16 protein-coding genes and 2 pseudogenes are annotated in these 23,459 nt (G+C 28.1%); 5 read left to right on the top strand and 13 right to left on the bottom strand.

Features of this window, described 5'->3' with window-relative positions; all coding sequences use genetic code 11:
- The first annotated feature begins 612 nt into the window (after window positions 1-612).
- Together aspD and JJC02_12215 are read left to right on the top strand one after the other, a co-directional pair.
- On the top strand, window positions 613-2,241 hold the full coding sequence (aspD, locus tag JJC02_12210) for an aspartate 4-decarboxylase (GenBank protein UDN53667.1): 1,629 nt from the start codon (window positions 613-615) through the stop codon (window positions 2,239-2,241).
- 120 nt (window positions 2,242-2,361) lie between these two features.
- Window positions 2,362-3,357 carry an asparaginase gene (locus JJC02_12215; GenBank protein UDN53668.1) on the top strand — a complete coding sequence of 332 codons (996 nt, stop codon included), beginning with the start codon at window positions 2,362-2,364 and terminating at the stop codon, window positions 3,355-3,357.
- Between the two features lie 202 nt (window positions 3,358-3,559).
- Here JJC02_12215 and JJC02_12220 read toward each other — a convergent pair.
- From JJC02_12220 to JJC02_12245, 6 genes and pseudogenes are all read right to left on the bottom strand, one after another.
- Window positions 3,560-3,640: pseudogene (locus JJC02_12220) on the bottom strand (VOC family protein).
- A 39-nt stretch (window positions 3,641-3,679) separates the two neighbouring features.
- Window positions 3,680-4,348: a VanZ family protein gene (locus JJC02_12225; GenBank protein UDN53669.1), complete on the bottom strand. Its 669-nt coding sequence runs from the start codon at window positions 4,346-4,348 to the stop codon at window positions 3,680-3,682.
- A gap of 878 nt (window positions 4,349-5,226) precedes the next feature.
- Entirely contained in the window at window positions 5,227-7,647 is a 2,421-nt protein-coding gene (locus JJC02_12230) for a leucine--tRNA ligase (protein ID UDN53670.1), read from the bottom strand.
- A 352-nt stretch (window positions 7,648-7,999) separates the two neighbouring features.
- Window positions 8,000-8,350 (bottom strand): ribosome silencing factor, encoded by a 351-nt coding sequence (gene rsfS / locus JJC02_12235; GenBank protein UDN53671.1) that lies wholly within the window; start codon window positions 8,348-8,350, stop codon window positions 8,000-8,002.
- A 116-nt stretch (window positions 8,351-8,466) separates the two neighbouring features.
- Window positions 8,467-9,039 (bottom strand): bis(5'-nucleosyl)-tetraphosphatase (symmetrical) YqeK, encoded by a 573-nt coding sequence (gene yqeK / locus JJC02_12240; protein UDN53672.1) that lies wholly within the window; start codon window positions 9,037-9,039, stop codon window positions 8,467-8,469.
- Window positions 9,040-9,729 (bottom strand): nicotinate-nucleotide adenylyltransferase, encoded by a 690-nt coding sequence (locus JJC02_12245; protein UDN53673.1) that lies wholly within the window; start codon window positions 9,727-9,729, stop codon window positions 9,040-9,042.
- Window positions 9,730-10,004: 275 nt separating this feature from the next.
- Between JJC02_12245 and recX the strand changes: the two genes are divergently transcribed.
- Together recX and JJC02_12255 are read left to right on the top strand one after the other, a co-directional pair.
- A complete protein-coding gene (gene recX / locus JJC02_12250; protein ID UDN53674.1) occupies window positions 10,005-10,643 on the top strand; it encodes a recombination regulator RecX in 639 nt (212 codons plus the stop codon).
- A gap of 152 nt (window positions 10,644-10,795) precedes the next feature.
- Window positions 10,796-12,799, top strand: a complete 2,004-nt coding sequence (locus JJC02_12255; GenBank protein ID UDN53675.1) for an alpha amylase C-terminal domain-containing protein — start codon at window positions 10,796-10,798, stop codon at window positions 12,797-12,799.
- 361 nt (window positions 12,800-13,160) lie between these two features.
- On the opposite strand, the pseudogene JJC02_12260 reads toward JJC02_12255, so the two are convergent.
- The 7 genes and pseudogenes from JJC02_12260 to JJC02_12290 form a co-directional block, all read right to left on the bottom strand.
- Window positions 13,161-13,289 (bottom strand): annotated as a pseudogene (locus JJC02_12260) (ECF transporter S component).
- Between the two features lie 18 nt (window positions 13,290-13,307).
- Window positions 13,308-14,450 (bottom strand): alanine--glyoxylate aminotransferase family protein, encoded by a 1,143-nt coding sequence (locus JJC02_12265; protein ID UDN53676.1) that lies wholly within the window; start codon window positions 14,448-14,450, stop codon window positions 13,308-13,310.
- A 279-nt stretch (window positions 14,451-14,729) separates the two neighbouring features.
- On the bottom strand, window positions 14,730-17,117 hold the full coding sequence (locus JJC02_12270) for an FtsX-like permease family protein (protein ID UDN53677.1): 2,388 nt from the start codon (window positions 17,115-17,117) through the stop codon (window positions 14,730-14,732).
- Window positions 17,110-17,793, bottom strand: a complete 684-nt coding sequence (locus JJC02_12275; protein ID UDN53678.1) for an ABC transporter ATP-binding protein — start codon at window positions 17,791-17,793, stop codon at window positions 17,110-17,112. Before JJC02_12275 ends, JJC02_12270 begins: the two co-directional genes overlap by 8 nt.
- Window positions 17,794-17,909: 116 nt before the next feature.
- Window positions 17,910-19,220, bottom strand: a complete 1,311-nt coding sequence (locus JJC02_12280; protein UDN53679.1) for a HAMP domain-containing histidine kinase — start codon at window positions 19,218-19,220, stop codon at window positions 17,910-17,912.
- Window positions 19,214-19,921: a response regulator transcription factor gene (locus JJC02_12285; GenBank protein UDN53680.1), complete on the bottom strand. Its 708-nt coding sequence runs from the start codon at window positions 19,919-19,921 to the stop codon at window positions 19,214-19,216. Before JJC02_12285 ends, JJC02_12280 begins: the two co-directional genes overlap by 7 nt.
- Window positions 19,922-20,226: 305 nt before the next feature.
- A complete protein-coding gene (locus JJC02_12290; GenBank protein UDN53681.1) occupies window positions 20,227-22,068 on the bottom strand; it encodes a bifunctional metallophosphatase/5'-nucleotidase in 1,842 nt (613 codons plus the stop codon).
- A gap of 410 nt (window positions 22,069-22,478) precedes the next feature.
- Between JJC02_12290 and JJC02_12295 the strand changes: the two genes are divergently transcribed.
- Window positions 22,479-23,396 (top strand): ribonuclease Z, encoded by a 918-nt coding sequence (locus JJC02_12295; GenBank protein ID UDN53682.1) that lies wholly within the window; start codon window positions 22,479-22,481, stop codon window positions 23,394-23,396.
- Window positions 23,397-23,459 lie beyond the last annotated feature (63 nt).

The following is a 23,459-nucleotide window of genomic DNA, read 5'->3' on the forward strand; positions in this document are numbered from 1 at the left end:
TTCTATATAATTCTATATCTTTTTTTTTGAAAAATCAACATGTAAACGATTTTTATAATTTTTTAATTAATCACAAAAAACCTAAAAATACAATAATTGAATACAATAAATATGTATCTTCAATTAATTTAAATTACATTAAATGATAATATAAAAATATTTTTTACATTTTTATCAAAATAACAACATATACTTTATTATTTTTGTTAAAATTTGTATTTTATATTATTTTATTTATTCAAAATCTATTTTTTTTACTTTATTTAACATTATTAATGTTAACAAAATAATAAAATATACGTCTTACTAAACAACTTCAATATAAAAGAAAGTTTTACTTTATTTTTATTCAAAATTAGAAAACTATACATATTAATAAAATAAAAAACCAAGATGCTAATTAAATTGAAGATTTATTTTATATGGCAATCATTTTTTATTAAAAAGTATTTTTTATTTTAATACATATTTAATAAGGTTAAATACAGCTATTATTTTAATTTCATACTTTACTTTTTCTATAAACCTATTATAATTAAAGTATAATCATTTTGCCAACTTGTTTATTTTATTATAAAAATGTGAAACTTATTACATAAGGAGGAATTTAAAATGAAAAATCATACTTATAAAGAAATCAAAAACATATATGGAAAAATAAGCCCTTTTGAATTTAAGGACAAATTAATAGATATCGCAAAATACACCGCAAAAGAAAATAACAGGGAATTACTTGATGCAGGTCGTGGAAATCCAAACTGGACTTGTTCAACTGCTAGAGAAGCCTTTTTTACTTTTGGTCACTTTGCCATTACTGAAACTCGTTCTAATTGGGATTTAGGTCACTTGGCTGGAATGCCTCAAAAAAAGGGTATTAAAGAAAGATTTTTTAAATTTATAAATGAAAATATAGATATGCCAGGAGCATATTTAGCTAGAGATATTATAAACTTTGGTATAAACGAACTTGGATTTGATGGAGATGAATTTGTTCATGAACTAGCTGATGGAATTATTGGTGATAATTATCCACTTCCAGATAGAATGTTACCTCATATGGAAAAAATAGTACACGATTACCTAGTTCAAGAAATGAAATACGATATATCAGGTAAATATGGTGATGTAGAGATTTTTGCTGTTGAAGGTGCTACAGCTGCTATGTGTTATATATTTGATTCATTAATGGCAAATGAACTTTTAAAAAAGGGTGATACCATAGCCTTAATGACTCCAATATTTACACCTTATCTTGAAATACCTAATCTTCCTCGTTATGACTTTAAAGTTGTAAATATAAATGCTAATGAAGTTGACGAAAAAGGTGCTCATACATGGCAGTATACTAAAAAAGAATTAGAGAAACTTCGTGACAAATCTATTAAAGCTTTATTCGTTGTTAACCCTAATAATCCTGCATCTATAGCTATGGATGAGACATCTTGTAATAATCTAATAGATGTAATTGAAAATTATAATAAGGATTTAATGATAATATCGGATGATGTCTATGGAACTTTTGTAGAAGATTTTTCATCATTGATGTCAAAACTACCTTACAACACTGTTGGAGTTTATTCTTATTCAAAATATTTTGGAGTTACAGGATGGAGACTTGGTACATTTGCACTTCATAAGAAAAATGTTTTTGATAAGAAAATAAATGATTTAACTGGAGAGCTAAAAAAATCTGTTGATAAGCGTTACAGTGATATGAGTCTTAATCCTTCTAGTCTTTCATTTATGGAAAGAGTTGTTGCTGATAGTAGACTTGTTGCTCTTAACCATACTGCTGGTCTTTCTACTCCACAGCAAGTACAAATGGCATTTTTCTCTGCCTTTGCATTGATTGACAAAGTTGATGCTTACAAAAAACTCAATATGAGTATCTGCCATAGGCGTCAAAAACTATTATTTGAAGCCTTAGAACTTCCAATTAATGAAAATAAAAATAATGCTGCATATTATACTCAGTTTGATATTGAGGAATGGGCTAAATTAAACTACGGAGAAGATTTATTTAAATTTATAAGTAAGAATGCATCTCCAGTAGATGTCCTTTATAAATTAGCTAATGACTATTCAGTAGTTTTACTAAGTGGAAATGGATTCTATGGCCCTGAATGGTCAATTAGAATATCTCTAGCAAATTTATATGATGAAGCTTACACTAAGATAGGAAAAGCCATAAGAGAAATACTAAATGGTTATATTGTTGAATGGCAAAAAATTAAAAAATAATTATATTACACTGAAATATCTAAATTATATGAATAAAAGAGTTTAGGTAGACCTTAACTACTTTTTTTGATATAATCCTATCGGAATTATAAATTTTATTTATGAAAGGCAGAGAATAGTATGAGTATTAAGAAAAAAGTTGCCATAGTTTTTACTGGTGGAACTATATCCATGACAGTAGATGATAAAGTCGGAGCTGCTATACCAACTTTATCAGGTGAACAAATATTATCAATGGTTACCAACATTGATAAAGTTGCAGATGTTGAAGTTTTTAACTTTGATGAAATTCCAGGACCTCATATAACACCTTATAGAATGATGGAATTAAAAAATTATGTAAATGATTTATTAGCAAGAGAAGATATTACAGGAGTTGTAATAACACATGGTACAGATAGTTTAGAAGAAACAGCTTATTTTCTAGACCTTACAATTGACAATATCAAACCTGTAATAGTGACAGGTGCTATGAGAAGTAGCTCTGAACTTGGATATGATGGTTCAAGTAATTTATCTGCATCAGTTTGTACTGCAGTATCCAAAGATGCTATGGGCAAAGGTGTCCTTGTAGTTTTAAATAATGAAGTATTGTTAGCTTCTGAAGCTACTAAAACAAATACTCTTTCTCTAAATACATTTAAATCTCTAACTAGTGGCCCATTGGGAATAATTGACTGCAATGAACTTGTCCTTACAAGAGATATTGTAAATAGAACAATTATAGATACTGATAAGGTAGAATCTAAAGTTGCTTTATTTAAAGCATATGTAGGAGAAAATGCTGATTTTATAAGATTTGCTGTTGATAGTGGATATAAGGGTATAGTTATTGAGGCAATGGGTAGAGGTAATGTTCCTCCTCAAATGCTTTCTGGAGTTGAATATGCTAGAGAAAAAGGACTTCCTGTGGTTATAGTTTCTAGATGCCATTCAGGTAGAGTGTTCGATAGTTATGGTTACTTTGGTTCTGGTAGAGACCTAAAAAACCTTGGATGTATATTTGGTGGAGACCTTCCAGGTCAAAAAGCTAGAATAAAACTTATCTTAGCACTTGGAAAAACTGATAACCTTGATGAAATCAAAGACTTCTTTGAAAAAGGAATCTATTGTTAAACAAAATAGCTTCTATTTAATTATTTAGTTCAGTTTACAAGAAACTACACACAAACCATAAAATGGGATGTTGACAACATAACAGACAGTATGCTCCTGTAAAAGGTAACATACTGTCTGTTATATTGTCTGGATTTCTAAATGGTCACCCTTTGACACACGACTTTGCTATCTCCTTGGTAAACTGGAAGTTTGTAATCTAAAATCCTAATCCATCTCTATAAAATTTAATTGACTTCTCCATACTTTTTACGCCTAAATATATAAAAGTAATTTTATTCACTTAATGACCTCCATAATTCCCAAATTAGCTATTTGGAACTTAACTAAAAAATCCCAATATAAGGGCAACTATTATAATGGCAATCGGAATACATACTGTGTAATCCTGTTCCATAGAGTCATCATCTGAATGTAGTTTTACAATTCGCAATTTAGCAATCAGTTTGAAGCAGAAATAGCCTATTATTGTTCCAATTACATTCGTGAGTAAGTCGTCTATATCGGTTGCTCTGTGTAACGTAAAAAGCTGAATAGTTTCGATAAAGAGAGATAATCCAAAACCAATCAAGAATGTATTTCTCAAACGTTCAAAAGTTTTGCTGATAAGCGGACATAAAAAACCTAATGGGACAAAAAGTAAAATATTCAAAATAAAGCTCAAACTAAATCCATCACTAAAAGGAATAAGATTTATGTTTGGATTAAAGAACGTTTCTCCTAACTGTGAAAGTCTTATACATTCACTGAGTGTAGGGATACCAACAATATGCGATAGTGCTACACATAAGTAATAATACATTGCCAGTGATAAAATAGATGTTTTGACCTTTGGAATATCACTATTTTTCTTGAATATTACAACTAAGGAAATACCAATCAAGATAGTTCCCAACAAGAAAATAGGATTAATTAACAATAAATCTTTGATAGCTTCAAACAGACTGAGTTGAATTTCTACACCTGATTGATTATTTGATACAATCTCCATTTGTACATACCTCCTCATAACATTTCAATTATTTCTAAAAAACAAAATAGCAGATAAATCTTAAAATCATTCTATCAAAATTCTTAAAATTACCTTTAGCATTTTATACCATCAGTTAATTCCTGTCTTACTTCTGTATGGTATTCTGGGGATTCTTTCATCAAATTAGAAAAAAATGGTCACCATATCAATAAACTGGTTACGCTCCATATCTCCCAAAGCAACCATATTCTGAGAATAAATCCGTATCAGATTTATCAGGCGTTGGAAGTTTTTATGCTCCATAAGACGGTTGAGAATCTCCACATCTACTGCACCTATCACAAGTTCTTTGATAACATTCTCAGACAATCCCAACTTGGATATATCAAGACACCCATTAGAATAACGCTGCTGACCATCCTTGTTTTCCTGCTGATAATTTTAATCAACTGGGAAGTGGAAACGCCTATCTTTTTTGCAAGTTCCTTTTTAGAAATATGGTAGCTATTATATGAATCTGAATTTCGTTGTCTGGGTGTTTCAGATAAAGCCATAGATACGCACCTTTTTTGTCTATTTTTATTATATAAAAAAAATTTCAAAAATACAATAATTATATTTTTTCGTCTAAACTTAGAGTAGTTCCTCCATGAACAACACTTTAGAAACTGAATGATTTACATACCACTTAATACATTAACGCGATTTAATATTAATTATAATAATGTTTAAAACAACAATTAAGGTGTATAAGAATGAACTTTTTAGTTCTTTAATCATTTTTTGTATAAAATCAAATCTATTTTCATGATTTCAACAATGAAAAAAAGGCTTATCTCTATTTTGAGACAGCCTCATTTATTTTATAAATTTATATTTTTGTTTATATTTTTGAGTTATTTAACAACTACATTTACTAATTTTTTAGGTACAGCTATAACTTTAACTATAGTTTTACCTTCAACTAATCCTTTTATTTTTTCATCTTCTAAAGCTACTTTTTCCATCTCTTCTTTAGATATATTTGAGTTAACAGTTAATTTTCCTCTAACTTTTCCATTGACTTGTACAACAACCTCTATTTCATCTTTTACTAAAGCTTTTTCATCATATTTAGGCCAGTCTATATCAAATACACTTCCCTCTTTACCTATCATAGTCCATAATTCTTCACCTAAATGAGGTGCAAATGGTGCAATTATAGTTACTATAGTTTGTACACCTTCTTTTATAACTGCTTCGTTTATATTATCCAACTCTTTATATTTATACATATCATTTATTAATTCCATAAGAGCTGATATAGCAGTATTAAATCCGAATTTTTCACTCAAATCAGCAGTAACTTTTTTAAGTGTAGAATGTATAGTATATCTCATATCTTTATCTTGAGAATTTAATTCTCCAAACTCTACATCCTTTTTAACCACATCTGCTAACTCATCAACCAATCTATAAACTCTATTTAAGAATCTAAAACATCCATCGACACCTTGCTCTGACCAGTCTAAATCTCTTTCTGGTGGTGCTGCAAATAATACGAAAAGTCTTGCAGTATCTGCTCCATACTCATCTATTATATCTATAGGAGATACTGTGTTACCTTTAGACTTACTCATTTTAGAGCCATCCATAAGAACCATTCCTTGAGTAAGTAAGTTTTTAAATGGCTCATCGAAGTCTATCATACCCATGCTCTTAAATGCTTTTACAAACCATCTTGCATAAAGTAAGTGCATTATAGCATGTTCTACTCCACCTATATACTGGTCTACTGGATGCCATCTATTAACTAATTCTTTACTAAATGGTTCATTTTCATTATTACTATCCACATATCTTAAGAAATACCAAGAAGAATCAACAAATGTATCCATAGTATCAACTTCTCTTCTAGCTGGTTTTCCACAATGAGGACAAGTTGTTGACATAAATTTTTTTGAAGTAGTAAGTGGAGATTCTCCTTTTCCAGTAAATTCAACATCTGTTGGTAAAAGAACTGGTAAATCTTCCTTCTTAACTGGAACTATTCCACATTCATCACAATAAACTACAGGTATAGGACAACCCCAGTATCTTTGTCTTGAAACTAACCAGTCTCTTAATCTATAATTAATTGTTCTCTTTCCTCTACCTTCTTTTTCTAACTTATTTATTATTCCTTCAAATCCTTCTGAAGCATCTAATCCATTAAACTCTTCTGAGTTTATCATTTTGTTATCTTCTGTTATTACATCAATTATGTCTAAATTATATTTTTCAGCAAAATCTCTATCTCTTTCATCATGTGCTGGAACTGCCATTATAGCACCTGTTCCATACTCAACTAATACATAGTTAGCTATCCATAGAGGAACTTTCTTGCCATTTAAAGGATTTATAACATATCTACCTATAAACATTCCTTCTTTTTCTACATCAGCTGCTGTTCTTTCTATTTCTGTCATAGTATGCATTTTTTGAACAAAAGCTTCAACATCTGCTTCATATTCAGTCCCTGCAACCAATTCTTTAACTAATTCATGCTCTGGAGCAAGTACCATATAAGTAACTCCATAAGTTGTGTCTGGTCTAGTTGTAAATACTGTCATAGATTTATCAGTTCCATCTATATCAAAAACTAAATCTGCTCCTGTACTTTTACCTATCCAATTTTTTTGCATTGTTTTAACCTTTTCTGGCCATCCATCTAATGTATCTAAGTCATTAAGTAATTCTTCTGCAAATTCAGTAGTCTTAAAATACCATTGTTCCAAATCTTTCTTTAATACTGTTGCTTTACATCTCTCACATGCTCCTTGAACAACTTGCTCATTTGCAAGAACAGTTTCACAAGAAGGACACCAGTTAACATAAGATTTCTTCTTGTATGCAAGCCCATGCTCTAAAAACTTCAAAAATATTTCTTGAGTGAATCTATAGTACTCTGGAGTTGAAGTTGCAACTTCCTTATCCCAATCATAACTAAGCCCTAATAAATTTAATTGCTCTTTCATTTCTTCTATATTTTCCATTGTCCATTTATGTGGATGTATTCCATGTTTTATAGCTGCATTTTCAGCTGGTAAACCAAAAGAATCCCATCCCATTGGATGAAGTACATTATACCCTTCCATTTTTTTGAATCTTGCAACAACATCACCTATAGAATAATTTCTAACATGTCCCATATGTATCTTTCCAGATGGATAAGGGAACATTTCTAGTGTATAATAATTAGGTTTTTCAGTTTGTGCAGTATCCATTTTATATTGGTTATTGTCTTTCCAAATTTTTTGCCATTTCGACTCTACTTCTTTAAAATTATATACGCTCATATTTTACCTCCTATTTTTAGTTGTGTATAATTACCTTATTTAGTATTATTTACTTATAATTTCCAAATAATTCTTTGAAAATAAAAAATCCTCGTCACTAAACTTACGTTTAGGGACGAGGATAAATCTTCGCGGTACCACCCTAATTAGCCTACATTAATATAGACCCTCTTAGATAGCTTTTAATCCAGCTATGGAGAATAGATTTTAATCTAGTAAGTTCAAAGTTACATAATATTAGTTCTCACCTACCACTAACTCTCTGAAAAAATATAATCTTTTACTGCTCTAGTCTATTCAATTTAATATAATTTTTTAAATTTTCTAATTATAATAACATATATTATCATGTTTATGCTAATGTGTCAACATCTATATAAGGAGCATCTTTCCATAATTTTTCTAAATTATAAAACCCTCTATTTTCCTCATTAAATACATGAACCATTATGTCTCCATAATCAAGAAGCACCCAAGTTTGAGTTCCTTGTCCTTCTTTACCTCTTGGTTCTAATCCTAGTTTTGCTAATTCATCTTCCACATTATCAGCAATAGCTTTTACCTGTCTCTGAGAAGATGCTGTAGTAATAATAAAATAATCACACAAACTAGAAACTTTTCCTATATTTATTATAACTGTATCTTGACCCAATTTATCTTCTATGGCATCATATGCTATTTTTGTCATTTGTTCCACTGTCATATAAAAATTCCTCACTTTCCTAATTAAAATGCACTTAGTTATTGTAACATATTAATACGATTTTGTAACATAGTCAACTTTAAATTTATTAATATGTTTGCCTTTATATAGGTTTTTTATAATAACTTTTCTTTAATTAGATAATTTCTTGCCATAATTGTTCTTGGATGTATCTCTTCTTTTTTATTGATGACAAACATTAAAGTATTATTAAAAGAAGTTAAAAGTGCTTCATCAAGCTTGCCTCCATATGCTAATTCTCTTAATGTATCTACAACCGGGAATTTTCTCCCTTCTTCAATTAAATCAGCTATGTAAATTATTTTTTCTAAAAGAGACATATCCTCTCTTCCTGTTGTATGATATTTGATTGCATTTATAATATCTTCATCTTCTACTTCAAACTCATACTCGCATATGTACGCCCCAATTACACTATGAGACAATGAACGGTTTCCATCCTCTATTGGGTCTAAATATATTTCATACTTATTGACATAATCCTCTATTTCCTTGTCACTTAAATACTTTGCACAATCATGAATCATTCCTGCTAAGTAAGCTTTTTCTTTGTCACATCCATAAATCTCACATAATTTTTCAGCACATTTTGCAACATTTTTTGAGTGGCTAAGCCTCCCCATTGGTAGCATTTGATTTAGTCTCTGGTTAATATTCTCTAAGTTCATTTAATCATCTCCATATTGATATAGTTTATTTTCATATAAATAATTTTCTACATTTTCGGGTACTAAGTAACGTATTGACTTGCCTTCATTTAGCTGTTCCCTTATATATGTGGACGATATATCCAGTGATGGAACATAAACTGTTATAATGTCAGCATTATACTTTTTAGTTAGTTTTTCTATAGTCTCTTGTGACCTTAACAAACTAATTCCTGGTCTAGTTGCAGCTATAAAAGTAGCTAACTCAAAGTTTTTCTTTACATCTTTCCACTCTTCAACACTACAAATCGCATCTGCACCTGTTATAAAATAAATGTCTGCATTTTTGTATTTCTTCTTTAAGTATTTTAATGTATCTATTGTATAAGTCCTTTTTTTTCTTTCGATTTCTACTTTTGAAACTAAAAAATCTTCGTTGCTTTCAGTTGCTAGAAGTGTCATATTATATCTATCATACTTGTCTGTAGTGATACATAATTTATGTGGTGGATTTCCTGATGGTATAAAGATAATTTTGTCAATGTCATACTTGTCTCTAATAAATTCTGCTGTTGCTAAATGAGCATAGTGTATAGGGTCAAAAGTACCTCCCAATATACCTATTTTAATTTTGCCTTTATGGCGATTAAATTTCTCTAGTTTTTCAGTATTTTTCAACTCTGCCATCTTAACTAGATTTTCACTTCTCATATTTTGTCTCCTTTTAATGTTATAATACTATTGTACCATTATTTTTTATTTCTTAAAGCTTATAATTTGTTTTTTGGGGTATATAATTATATTTATATGCTAAAAAATACTTTAAAAAATAATTATTTAACATGACTTTACTTTACTTTTTAATAAAAATAACTTTTTACTATTTTGTCTTAATTTTGATAAAATATAACATATAAATATAAGTTTTTTGTTAAATTTGATTAGTTGCTTTTGTTAATATAATTACATATAAAAAAGGAGGATTTATGAGTATAATTACAAAAATAGAACAACAAAAAAGAAAGGATGATAGAGTTAATATTTATGTAGATGATAAATTTTTTATTGCTATATTTAAAGAACTTGTTTATACATTTAATTTAAAAAAAGGGGATGAAATAAATGAGGAGGAATTAAAAACCATTTTAGATGATGAGATGTATATAAAAGCTAAAAATAAAGCACTAAACATTTTATCCCATGCTGACCAATCTGAAAAAAAAATAAAAGAAAAGCTATCAGTAGAATTTGATGAAAACATAATTGAGAGGGTTATGGATTTTCTTAAAAGTTATAATCTAATAAATGATAGCATATTAGCTCAAAAAATAGTTAACACAAACGTTAACTTAAATAAATGTGGTAAAAATAGAATTAAGCAAAACCTATATAATAAAGGTATCAATAGAAGTACAATTGATGAAGCAGTATCTGAATTAGATAAGGATATTGAATTTGAAAATGCTATGTATCTAGCAAAAAAAAGATTTGAAAGGGTAAAGAAAGAAGATAAAAAGAAAATATATCAAAAAATTTCTCAACATCTTTCCTATAAAGGCTTTGATTATGATATTATTAAAAGAGTTTTGAACAAACTTTTAAATTTTGATGAATACGATATATAAGTGTAAATACTAAGGAGGTAAATTATGAAATTAATTATTGGTGTTTTAAGCTTTTTATTAGGATTATATAATATATATCAATTATATAGAGAAGATAGTATGAGATAAATATTATTTTTTAGATGTAATATTTATTATGGAGGAGAAATAAAATGAAAAGTCAAAAAAAATTTAAAATTTTAGACATTGATGTATACTTACAACCATTTGAATCTGACATAAAAAAACGAATGAAACATTATGAAGATGTTAAAGCAAAACTATTAACCAACTATAAAGATTTTAATTCTTTTGCAAATGCTCATCTTTATTATGGCTTTCATCAAACAAATGATGGATGGTTTTACAGAGAATGGGCTCCAAATGCAGATAGTTTATCATTAATTGGTGACTTTAATAATTGGAATAGAAAATCTCATCTTCTAAAAAAAATTGGTTCTGGTAATTGGGAAATATTTATTCCTGGTCAAAATAGCTTGCCTCACAAATCAGAGGTAAAGCTACAAGTTACTGCAAATGGAAAAACATTTGACCGTATACCATTATATATAAAAAGAGTAATTCAAAAAGATTTTGGTGGATTTAATGGACAAATATGGCAACCAAAGACTCCATTTATCTGGACTGACAATGATTTTGACTTAAAAAACATAACTTCTCCACTAATCTATGAATGTCATATAGGTATGTCTACTGAAAGCGAATCTATTGGAACTTATAATGAATTTACTGAAAAAATACTTCCTAAGATAAAAAAAGCTGGCTACAATACCATTCAGCTTATGGCTATTATGGAGCATCCATATTATGCATCTTTTGGGTATCAAGTTTCAAACTTTTATGCAATCTCCTCTAGGTTTGGTACTCCTGAAGACTTAAAAAATCTCATAAATACTGCTCATTCTATGGGAATTGCTGTTTTATTAGATTTAGTTCATTCTCATGCTGTAAAGAATACTTTGGAGGGAATAAATGAGTTTGATGGAAGTGAACATCAATTCTTCCATTCAGGTTCAAAGGGAAATCATCCTGCTTGGGGTACAAAGCTCTTTAACTATGGTAAACCTGAGGTAATACATTTTTTGCTTTCAAATATAAAATTTTGGTTACATGAGTACCATTTTGATGGTTTTAGGTTTGATGGTGTAACTTCAATGTTGTATCATAACCACGGTCTTGGAGTTTCATTTGATAGTTATGAAAAATATTTTAGTATGAATACAGATATTGAAGCTATAACATATCTCCAATTTGCAAATGAATTGATAAAAGAAATTAAACCTAATTCAATAAGTATCGCAGAAGATATGAGCGGAATGCCTGGTATGTGTATACCTATAAAAGATGGCGGAATTGGATTTGACTATAGACTTGCAATGGGAGTGCCTGATTTTTGGATAAAAACTATTTCTAACTTATCTGATGAAAACTGGGATTTGGGTAAAATGTGGTATGAGCTTACAACTAGACGTCCTGGTGAAAAAAATATAGGATATTGTGAATCTCATGACCAAGCATTGGTTGGCGATAAAACAATTATTTTTTGGTTAGCTGACAAGGAAATGTACTGGAACATGGAAATAAACTCAAATAATCATGTTATCAATAGAGCAATGTCTCTTATTAAACTAATTAAATTAATAACTTTTTCTCTAGCAGGTGAAGGGTATCTAAATTTTATGGGAAATGAATTTGGGCATCCTGAATGGATTGATTTTCCACGAGAAGGCAATAATTGGAGCTATAAGTATGCCAGAAGACAATGGAGCCTTTCAGGAGATAACAACTTAAAGTATAAACAATTATTAAGTTTTGATAAATCTATGCTCGAACTTACAAAATACAGTGATATTTTTATCCAAAATAGTCATGAACTTATACATATGGATAATGATAAAAAGATTTTGGTGTACAGTAAGGGCAAATATTTATTTATATTTAATTTCCACCCTAATCTAATACAATCAGTTGATATTTCAAAGTTTCAAAATACAAACTACAAAACGATATTAAATACTGATATGGTAGAGTTTGGAGGAAACACAAAAAAAGAAAACTTAAGAGATTATGATGTATACTTTAGCTCAACTCCTCCTTCTTCTAAAATGCCTATTGCCTCTCGTACAGCAATAGTACTTTTAGATAATGGTATTTAAATATGAGCCAAATATATTAGGAAACTGCAAATGTAGTCCAGTATAAGGCAAAAAAATAAAATAATGAAAGCATGGCAATATACCTGTTCAACATGCTAAAAAGACACATTGACAAATCAGTATTAAGCCTTTTAGCTCCCGAATATGACATTATGATAATCCACACTCTAACAGTTTGTTGGTTTTTCTAGTATATAACACTCATATTAAAATAAACACTAAAAGCCAAATAACAATTTAAATACAAAATGTTATTTGGCTAATTTGGTTTAATACTATTTAACTATCTTTTACATTCAGTTCTATAATTTCCAACTTTTAATTTGTGGTATTATATTCATCTTAACAGTTCCTAAATACTCAAGCCACCATTTATAGATATTGGTAATCTTATATTTATAAATTTAGTTGCAATAAATACTAATGCTATTAATAGGGAAGTTTCCAGCATGTCTTTCGTTGTAAATTTTTGCTTAGTTGTAACTTCCATGCTATATACCCCTATCTATTAAAAATAATACTTATTAAATAAGTTTAACAAATTTCCATTTCCTTTAAATCCTAATGCATTTAAACTTTTATCCAAAACATTTAATACATGCTCTATTTTATTTAAATTTGCATTTTCTCCCATATGACCTATTCTTAAAATAGTATCCATATATTGATTTAGTGATGTTGCAACAAGTGTATTATAATTTTTAAGCATGTAATCAGTAAGCTTTAAAGCTCCTATACTTTCAGGAATTTTTATAGCTGTAACTGTGTTAGAATACCCTTCTTCTAAAAATAATTCTAGACCATATTCCTCAATAGCTTTTCTAACACTATAAGCTATTTTTTCATGTCTATTTAATACGTTTTCTATTCCTTCTTCTAATATATTATCAAGTGCTTTATCAAGCCCCATTATGTCACTTATTGGCATCGTGTAAGGGAAGTATTTTTTTTCATAATAGCCTTCCCATATATTTAAATTACAATAAAAACCTATTACATCAGTTTTTCTATTTTTTATACAATTTTTTGCATCCTGACTTATTCCAATTATAGTAAGTCCTGCTGGTGCAGAAATAGCTTTTTGTGAACCACCTAATATTATATCTATTTTAGATTCATCTACACTTAATCTTTCTCCTACCATACCTGCTACAGAATCAACTACAGTTAATATTCCATATTCCTTAAGTAATGGACATATTTTGCTTACATCATTTAATACACCAGTTGGAGTATCACAATGCACTACTGTTGCATATTTAAAATTACTATCCTTATCTAAAAATGCTTTCAATTCATCAATATCTATACTTTTAGTATATTCACTTGAAAAAAGCACATGCTCCCCACCATACATTGTTACAAAATCTTTAAAACCTTCTCCATATATACCATTGTCAATTACAAGTACTCTATCTCCTTTTTCGGTAAGTGATGCACATGCTGCTTCAAGCCCTAATATTCCTTCACCACTCAATATGTAAACATCGTTTTTTGTTCCAACTATATTGCCAAACTTCTCGCATGTCTTTTTATAAAATTCAACAAAATCAATATCTATATCTGGATTTGTTGTTTTTTCTGCTCTTGCTAATCTTACATTTTCCCTAGTTTCAGTTGGTCCTGGTGCATAATTAATCTTCTTATTCATATATATCAGCTCCTATTTATTTTCTATACGATTATTATACAAAATTTTCATTTTATATGGTACAATTTTATACTTTTTTAGAATTGTACCGATACATTTTCTAACATGAATAATATCAGTCTATTAGATATATTATTGTTTACATAATAAAATACAGAGCAAACATCAGTTTAAATTGTTTGCTCCGTGACTATACTTTAACCTATTTAATTATGAATCTCTTTAACTATATTTTTTATATGCTTTTTTCTAGTTAAACTAACCATAAATATTTGCATTTTATTCACTGTATCTTACTCTATCAATAAGAGATTCTTTATTAAAACTTCGTCCTATCAAATAAATTGTTATAAATTGAGCTATAAGAATACACACAATCATCAACAAGATTGGTACTATTGGCAAAGAATATGTTGCATAAGATAATCCAGTCTTTTTTAGAAGTATAACAGCAATATACCCTAATATACCTCCAAATAAAATACTTCCTATCATCATTCCAGAAGTGTAATACATTGACTCTGAATTAAGCATTTTCACTAGTTGTTTATTAGTAAGACCAATAGCTTGAAGCATGCCAAGCTCTTTTTTTCTAGTAACTATGCTAGTTATCATTGTGTTGACAAGATTCATAAATCCAATCACACCTATTATGCCTGTTAGCGTGTATCCCATTATCTTTATAAATGAAATAGTAGCCTTATTTGACTCAATTCTACTATCTATAAAATCGGTCTCTAAAAATCCATTATTTTTAGCAATCTTCTTGATACTATCTTTGATTTCTTGATACTTTCCTTCTTCTGTATATATTCCCAAGCTACTAGTTGAATCGTATTTCAAAGTTCTATCAATAAAATCTTTCCCTATGCCAAAACTTGGAACTCCCATAGCTATTGCTTGAACTTTAAATTCTTTTTTTATCTTTTTATCTCCATCATATAAAGTTAATCTTATTTTATCTCCTGCTTTTACTCCCATTTCCTTTGCTGTATCAACATGAGTAATTACTATTTCATCTCCAGTTTGCAGTCTTTCAAGATTTACTTTTCCATCTATTAGATTCTTATTTAATGATTTTACATCATTTTCATTTATACTTTGTAAAAGGTCATACTTAAATTCAACATCATAATCCTCCATACCAATTTTTACACTTCTTGCAGACTCTATTCTTTTAATTCCTTTCATGTTCTTTATTTGATTAAAAAAAACTTTACTTAGAGGATTATCCATTTGTAAAATATTTAAATTATTTTTAGGGTTTTTATCACTGTCCATTTCATAGCCAGATAGTCTAACTTCTATATCATAAGGAAAGTGTTCTCTTGCCATCTTCTCAGCATCAAAACTTTCTAAAGCAGTTGATACTGTTATAAATATAGTTCCACTAAGTATAAGTGATGCCAATGTCATGTAAGTACGTTTTTTATTTCTTTCTAAATTGGCATGTGATAATCTCTTTAGATTTATATTTTTATATCCTTTTCTCTTACTCTTATTACTTATTTTATTTCCTGTATATCTTACTGCGTCAACAATGGATACTTTTGATGCTACTTTCATTGGTTTTAAAAGTGATAAAACAACAGATATAAAGCTTATTACCACAACCGATAATATAACTGGTAATCGTGATGATTTTACATCTATATCCATAAATGATTTTATTATAATATTTGCAAGTACATAGCCTAAAATTATTCCTATTGGTATTGCTATTCCGGCTAATATAAACCCTTCCTTAAACACTATATTTTTTATTTGTTTCTTAGTTGCACCAATTGCTCTAAGTTTTCCAAATTCTTGAACTTTTGTAACTATTGAAATATAAAATATATTGTATATTACTAAAATACTAGATAATACAATTACTAATCCTACAAAACCTCCACCCATAATCGTTTCCATATCTGGTTTTAAAGCATTTATATAATTTTCATTTACAGCAGTATTAATAGTATCAAGTCCTATATCATTAGCAATTTTATCTAATTTTTCTTTTGCTTGCTCTATTGATAAATTACTTTTATCATTAAATTTTACATAAATATTAAAATCTTCTTGTGACATATCTCTAGTATTTCTCATATATAATTCTGATATAATAGCATAATAATATTTACCTGCTTCAGATATTTCGCTAGTTTTTAAGATTCCACTTATAACGAACTCTTTTTCAATTTTTTTATCATTTTTATAGTCATTATAAGATATTTTTATCTTTTCACCTAAGTCTTTATTTTTATAACCAAGTGCCTTTAAAGCTCCACTATCTAACACAATTTCATTCTCTTTTGTTGGCAATTTTCCTTTGATAAGTTCAAAACTATTTAATTTCAAAGCATCTTCATTCATGTATGCTAGAGAAATATTTGAATCATCTTCCAGTTTTTCAACACCTACTCCATTCATTTCACCAGTTAATTCAACATCTGCATGATTACTCAATATATCAGCCTGTTTTTCATCTACATTTGCTAATATACCTTGATAATTACCTGAATACTTTATAGTATTTTCTTTTTGATATGCTCCTGCATCAACAATATAAATTCCAATAGAAGAAAGCATTAAAGTAGAAAGTATTATAGTGATTATTATTAGAATACTTTTTGATTTATTTTGTTTTAAATTACTTTTTGCTATTTTAGTAGTATTAATCATTTTTATCACCAACCTTTGACACCCTGCCATCTTCTATGAATATAACTCTATCAGCCATTTGGGCTATACTGTCATCATGAGTTATCATAACTAGAGTTTGACTGTACTTCTTAGACATAGATTTTAATATACTCATAACCTCATCAGATGTTTTAGAATCTAGGTTTCCAGTTGGTTCATCAGCAAGTATTATAGCTGGTCTTGTAGCTAATGCTCTTGCTATTGCCACCCTTTGTTGTTGACCACCTGATAATGTATTTGGTAAAACGTCATGTTTATTTTCAAGTCCTAATGATTTCAAAAGTTCTTTTATAAAAGATTCATCTACTTCTCTACCATCTAGACCGATTGGCAACACTACATTTTCCCATACATTAAGAGATGGAATTAAATTATAGCTTTGAAATATAAACCCTATTTTTCTTCTTCTAAACACAGCTAGTTCTTCTTCTTTTAATGTAAATATATTTTTATTATCTATATACACCTTCCCAGATGTAGGTATATCAAGACCTCCAATCATATGTAAAAGTGTACTTTTTCCAGAACCTGATTTTCCTATTATTGCAACAAATTCACCTTCATTTATTTCTAAGTTAACATTGTCCAAAGCTCTTACTAAGTTTTCTCCTTTTCCATAATGCTTTGATAAATTTTCAGTATATAGTATTTTCATAAAATTATCCCCTCATTCTAAGTTATATTACCCCATATTTTATTAATTTTTTATTTCTGGAGCTGTTTATACTTATATAATAAATGTAGAGGCTTACATTTTCCTTTCATTTAATATTACATAGTTGTAAGAAACAAAGAAAACTTGCTCCCTATCCCTACTTTTGAAGAAACTATAATATTTCCACCTTGTTCTTCTAAAATCTTTCTACTTAAATACAATCCTACCCCACTACCTTCTACAGATTCAATTTCATCAGCAGAACCTCTATAAAAACGTTTAAATATATTATTAAACTCATTTTTTTCAATCCCTATGCCATTATCCTCTATTATAATTTTAAAGAAATTAGCAGTTTCTTCTACAGATATATTTATTTCTCCATTTACCTGTGTGTACTTTACAGCATTATCTAATACATTAAAAATACTCTCCTCAGTCCACTTTTTATCATGTGGTATAATTCTACTGTTAAATTCATTTAAATTTAATGTTATACTTTTGCTCTTAGCCTTAGGGGTAACACTTTTTACTGCATTTAGAATAGTATTTTTTATATCATTATCTTCTTTTTTTATGTTTATCATGCTAATTTCTAACCTTGATATGTTCACTAAAGAATTTATTAAATTTTCTAATTTATTTATAGAAGCCTTATTGGTTAATAAGAACTCGTTGGCTTCATCTTCTTCTAATTTTTCTTCTATAAGTAATGTATTGTATAATTTTAAGGATGCTAAAGGAGTTTTTAATTGATGGGAAATATCTGTTACTAATGATTTTACACTTTCTTTTTCTTTTTCTAATTTAATAAACTTTATCTTTAAACTTCTATTAAGCTCATATAGACAGTTATTTATCTTACTAAATGTACCTTCTTTAAAATACTCATTATATTCTACTAGATAACCAGTTTCTTCTGACTCAGTAGTGTCCTTCAAGTAGTTTTCTTGTGCCATCTTATCTACTATAAAATAAATTTTACTCAATCTTTTATTTATGTATCTTATAAAATAATATATTATACCTATAACTACTATAAACATCATTAAAAAAATAAAAAATGATTCCTTAAAAAAAGATTTTAAGTATAAACTAAAATTTTTATCATTTGACATTTTATTTTCCAATCCATAGCCAAATTTCTTAAATGCCTTTTCTCCAGTAGACACCTTACTATAATCGGAATTATAAATAGAATTTACTATATCTATTTCATCATTAGGATATTTTTCAATCAATATTCCAGCAATATTTTGAGTATTTTTTATTTGATGTTCATACAATTTATGTAATCTGCTATATTCAAAAAGTATAAATACAAGGGTTACTATTAGTACAGATAAAACAGAATATACAATAACTCTTCTCATTATATAATCATCTTTCACACTTAAACCATCTTTGAGGTTCATATTTTTTAGCATTTTTTTATACTCCTTTCTCCCCACATATATCCAACCCCTCTTACTGTTTTTATATATTTAGGTTCAGATGGATTTTTTTCAACCTTTTGTCTAAGTCTTCTTATATTTACTGCAATCGTATTATCATCTACAAAATTACCACTACTATCCCATAAAGATTCTAACAGTTGTTCTTTAGTCAATGTCTGCATAGAATTTTCCATCAAATATTTTAATAGTTTTGTCTCTGTCTTACTTAAAATTATCTCTTCTTCCTTATCATCTGTTCTTATAATTAATTTATTTTCTATATAATAAAAGAATAAATCATCACAAACTAATAGAGTATAATTTTTTACTGTATTTACTCTTTTCATAAGCGCATTCACTTTTGATATTAATACCATCAAGCTAAAAGGCTTTGTGATATAATCATCTGCACCTAAATCATATCCTGTGACAATATCCACCTCTTCATCAAGAGCTGTCAACATTATTATGTAAACATCACTTTTCTTTCTAATCTCCTCACAAAAGTCAAAACCACTACCATCAGGTAGACCTATATCGGAAATAATTAAGCATATCTCTTCTTTTGCGAAAATATTTTTTGCTTCTTCTATACCAAATGCACTAAAAACATTGTATCCTTCTTTTTTTAATTTAAAACTAATTCCTCTATTTAAAGATTTGTCATCTTCCAAAAGTAGTATATTATTCATCCCTATATCCTCCATTATCATACATACTAGATAAATTATATCATACTAGTAAAATCATTTTTTTATCAATTTGTAAATATATCAGAAGTTGTTAATATGATTTCATTTACTTGAATAAAAACTAAAAATAGCCATAATACTATACCATTTAGTGTAATTATTTTTCATAACATACAATTTTATTTAAAAGTAATCATGTTAAAGCATAAAAACAAAGGAAATTAATATTTATATAACCAATTTCCTTTGCTGTTTACTATTATCTAAAATTAAATTACTATCTACTAACTTTTGCTCATTAATTTTTATTTTGATTTTTTATCCTTTAACTCTTTTTGATTAAAATTCAATAAACATATTAATGTACTTGAAACTATAAATATAATTATACTATTTGAAAAACCTAAATCTCCTGTTTTAGGAGATTTTTCTTTAGCTTCTCTTTTAGATATTCCTAGATTAGAACTTTCTCTAGCACTTGTTTTATCTAAGCTTTTATTTTTATCACTATCAGAGCTTTTTATATTATTAGATAGATTCTCTTCATTATCATTGATACTTTTTTCATTTTCACTTAATATCAAATCACTCTCATGATTCTTGCTTATTAACTCATCTTTAGATTTAATACCAATTCTTCCATCTACAATTTTTGATATTTCTTTTTTGTACTCTATATATTCAATGACTGCACTCTCTAAATTTCCAAACTCCTTTAGTACTGGCTCTTTTGAAAAACAAGGAAATTCATCTCCACCTGAGGCTATATAATCATTCGTTGCAACTACATACTTTTTATTTAAATCTAATGGCTTTCCTTCTTTTTGAATACCTGTTATTCTTTCACCTTCTTTTTGTTTAGGATTAAAGTAATATGAAATTCCTCCTACTTGTAAAAAGGCTGAACTTTTTTCTGGATAAAGTTTTACTCCATGCTCCAACACATCTTTAATCTGTGCTCCTGTAAGCTCTTTGGTAACTATAGTATTGCTAAAAGGAAATACATCTACAATATCTCTTCTTGTTATATTGCCTTTTTCTATCGTATCTCGAATATTCCCTCCATTAAATAAAGAAATATCAGCATTAGTTTTATCTAGTAAAATGTCACTTATTAAATTACCTAAATTAGTTTCTTTTATCCTTACATTTTCATATGAACCATCCAGAGTATTTGTAGTTACACCTATAACTTTATCTAATATTTTTTCTTGTTGTTCTTTTATTTTATCAACCTTTTTACTTACATCAAAGTCAAGCTTATATCTTAATGCTTCTTCTTTTCCGATTAATCTAGCTGATTTATTTTCTATTTTTATATTTTCTATATCATTAGTATCCAAAGTTAATTTTACCTCACCAATGTTCTCTAAATATTGTCCAGTACTTACAATCAATGTATCACCCACCTGTTTACCATTTTCAAACTTAGTGTGGCTGTGCCCATCAATAATCAAATCAATTCCTTGAACCTCATTTGCTATGTCTATACTATTCGGCTTACTTAAACTGTTTGTACCAATATGACATATTGCAACTATTACATTGGCACCTTTTCCTTTTAATTCATTTACTTGTTCTGTTGCACTTTCTATAGGATTTTTAAACTCTAACCCTTCCACATTTTTAAATCTAGTTTTGCTCTTTGTTTCCTGGGTTGAGAGTCCAAAAAATCCTATTTTTATTCCATCTATTTCTTTTATATCATTACTATCAAAAACTTTTTTTCCATTTTCAAAAATATTTGATGACAAAAATTTTAAAGTATTCTCTCCTAAATTAGCACTTTTAGATAACTCAAACAGTCTATCTTTTCCATAATTAAAGTCATGATTTCCAGGAGTAATATAGTCATATCCAGCACACTTAATTAATTCAATTGCACTTTTCCCTCTATCCATATTTACTATTGAAAGTCCATGCAAACAGTCTCCTGCATCTACTAAAATTGAGTTTGGAGTTTCTTTTTTCAATGTGGCTAGATTTCCTATTTGTATATGGTCATCACCTTCAGCATATCTTCCATGTATATCATTAGTGTGAAAAATAGTTATTTCTTCAAATCGCTCTAGTCCATAAGAAATAAAACTCTGACTTGTTGTAATTAGAATTATAATTACCAAAATTAAATACCTTCTAATCTTCAATATAAATTAGCCTCCTCAAATTAGTTTTAGCTTTAAGATAAAATTTATATTTTACATAAAACTTTTTAGATAAATATTAAACTATAGTAAGATTGATTAGTGTAATTTTTAATATTTATCTATCAATTTAATTTTGTCCATATCCAATTAGTTTTAATCTAATTACATTTTTTCACATCTATATTTTTCTTTTATTATATAAAATTATTATTTTAAAATCTTTTCAACTGGTCTCTTTTAAAAGTCCATTGAGGTACTTTTAAATCACCTTGTTATATAAAAACTCTATTTGATAATATTTCTTGACTCAAATACACATTTATTGTTATATTTAATGTTAAAATAATTATAATAGGATATCATAATAAAAACAAACAGCAGACTTGTGTTAATTTTAGAAAGGGGAAAAAATGATAGATTTAACTTTACTTGGATGTGGTGGAAATGTACCTACGCCAAACAGATTTCTATCCTCTGTATTTATAAACTATAAAGGTAGAAAAATACTAATTGACTGTGGAGAAGGTACTCAGGTATCTATGAAGCTAAAAAAATGTGGCTTTAAAGATATAGACTTAATTTGTATAACCCATTTACATGGTGACCATATATTTGGACTTTTAGGACTTTTATCAACGATTGGAAATAGCGGTCGTACAAGTGATTTAACTATAATTGGCCCAGTTGGAATAGTCGATTGTATTCGTTCTATGAGAAATTTAGTAGAATATATACCATATACTTTAAAAATTATAGAAAATCCTCAAGGCAATTTTTCTTTAGATAATAAATTTTTAAGAAATTTAGAAATTTCAACAATCAATTTAGAACACTCCATAGAGTGTTTAGGATACAGTTTTAATTTTAAAAGAAACCCTAAATTTGATATAGATAAAGCAACTAAAAATGAAGTTCCTAAAATGTTATGGAATAAGCTCCAAGAAGGTCAAAGTATAGTTTTAGATTCAAAAAAATACACTTCAGATATGGTCTTAGGAGAATCGAGAAAGGGAGTTAAGATAAGTCTTACAACCGATACAAGACCTATAGAATCAATACCAGACTTTATAAAAGATAGTGATTTATTTATATGTGAAGCCATGTATGGTGATGATTTAGATATATCAAAAGCTGTTAGAAACAAACATATGACTTTTAGAGAAGCTGCGAATCTTGCAAATCTAGGAAATGTTAAACAACTTTTACTGACACATTTTAGCCCTTCTCTAGATACACCTAGTATGTATTTAGAAAATGCTACTAATGTTTTTGAAAAGACCATTCTTGGAGAAGATAGATTAAGTCTACATTTAAATTTTGATGAATAATTTAATGTAATCTTTATTATCAAAAATTTAGAATAAAAATTTAGGAATGAATTTTACCTTGAT

Origin of the sequence: Clostridioides sp. ES-S-0054-01, assembly GCA_021561035.1 — a bacterium.
Classification (GTDB): Bacteria; Bacillota; Clostridia; order Peptostreptococcales; family Peptostreptococcaceae; genus Clostridioides.

Excerpts from the sequence above, each read along its gene's own strand:
- recX (UDN53674.1), top strand. The coding sequence starts at position 10,005 with ATGAGTATAATTACAAAAATAGAACAACAAAAAAGAAAGGATGATAGA.
- JJC02_12270 (UDN53677.1), bottom strand. The coding sequence starts at position 17,117 with ATGATTAATACTACTAAAATAGCAAAAAGTAATTTAAAACAAAATAAA.
- JJC02_12295 (UDN53682.1), top strand. The coding sequence starts at position 22,479 with ATGATAGATTTAACTTTACTTGGATGTGGTGGAAATGTACCTACGCCA.
- aspD (UDN53667.1), top strand. The coding sequence starts at position 613 with ATGAAAAATCATACTTATAAAGAAATCAAAAACATATATGGAAAAATA.
- JJC02_12285 (UDN53680.1), bottom strand. The coding sequence starts at position 19,921 with ATGAATAATATACTACTTTTGGAAGATGACAAATCTTTAAATAGAGGA.
- JJC02_12215 (UDN53668.1), top strand. The coding sequence starts at position 2,362 with ATGAGTATTAAGAAAAAAGTTGCCATAGTTTTTACTGGTGGAACTATA.
- JJC02_12245 (UDN53673.1), bottom strand. The coding sequence starts at position 9,729 with ATGAGAAGTGAAAATCTAGTTAAGATGGCAGAGTTGAAAAATACTGAA.
- JJC02_12225 (UDN53669.1), bottom strand. The coding sequence starts at position 4,348 with ATGGAGATTGTATCAAATAATCAATCAGGTGTAGAAATTCAACTCAGT.
- yqeK (UDN53672.1), bottom strand. The coding sequence starts at position 9,039 with ATGAACTTAGAGAATATTAACCAGAGACTAAATCAAATGCTACCAATG.
- JJC02_12265 (UDN53676.1), bottom strand. The coding sequence starts at position 14,450 with ATGAATAAGAAGATTAATTATGCACCAGGACCAACTGAAACTAGGGAA.
- JJC02_12230 (UDN53670.1), bottom strand. The coding sequence starts at position 7,647 with ATGAGCGTATATAATTTTAAAGAAGTAGAGTCGAAATGGCAAAAAATT.
- JJC02_12255 (UDN53675.1), top strand. The coding sequence starts at position 10,796 with ATGAAAAGTCAAAAAAAATTTAAAATTTTAGACATTGATGTATACTTA.
- JJC02_12275 (UDN53678.1), bottom strand. The coding sequence starts at position 17,793 with ATGAAAATACTATATACTGAAAATTTATCAAAGCATTATGGAAAAGGA.
- JJC02_12280 (UDN53679.1), bottom strand. The coding sequence starts at position 19,220 with ATGCTAAAAAATATGAACCTCAAAGATGGTTTAAGTGTGAAAGATGAT.
- rsfS (UDN53671.1), bottom strand. The coding sequence starts at position 8,350 with ATGACAGTGGAACAAATGACAAAAATAGCATATGATGCCATAGAAGAT.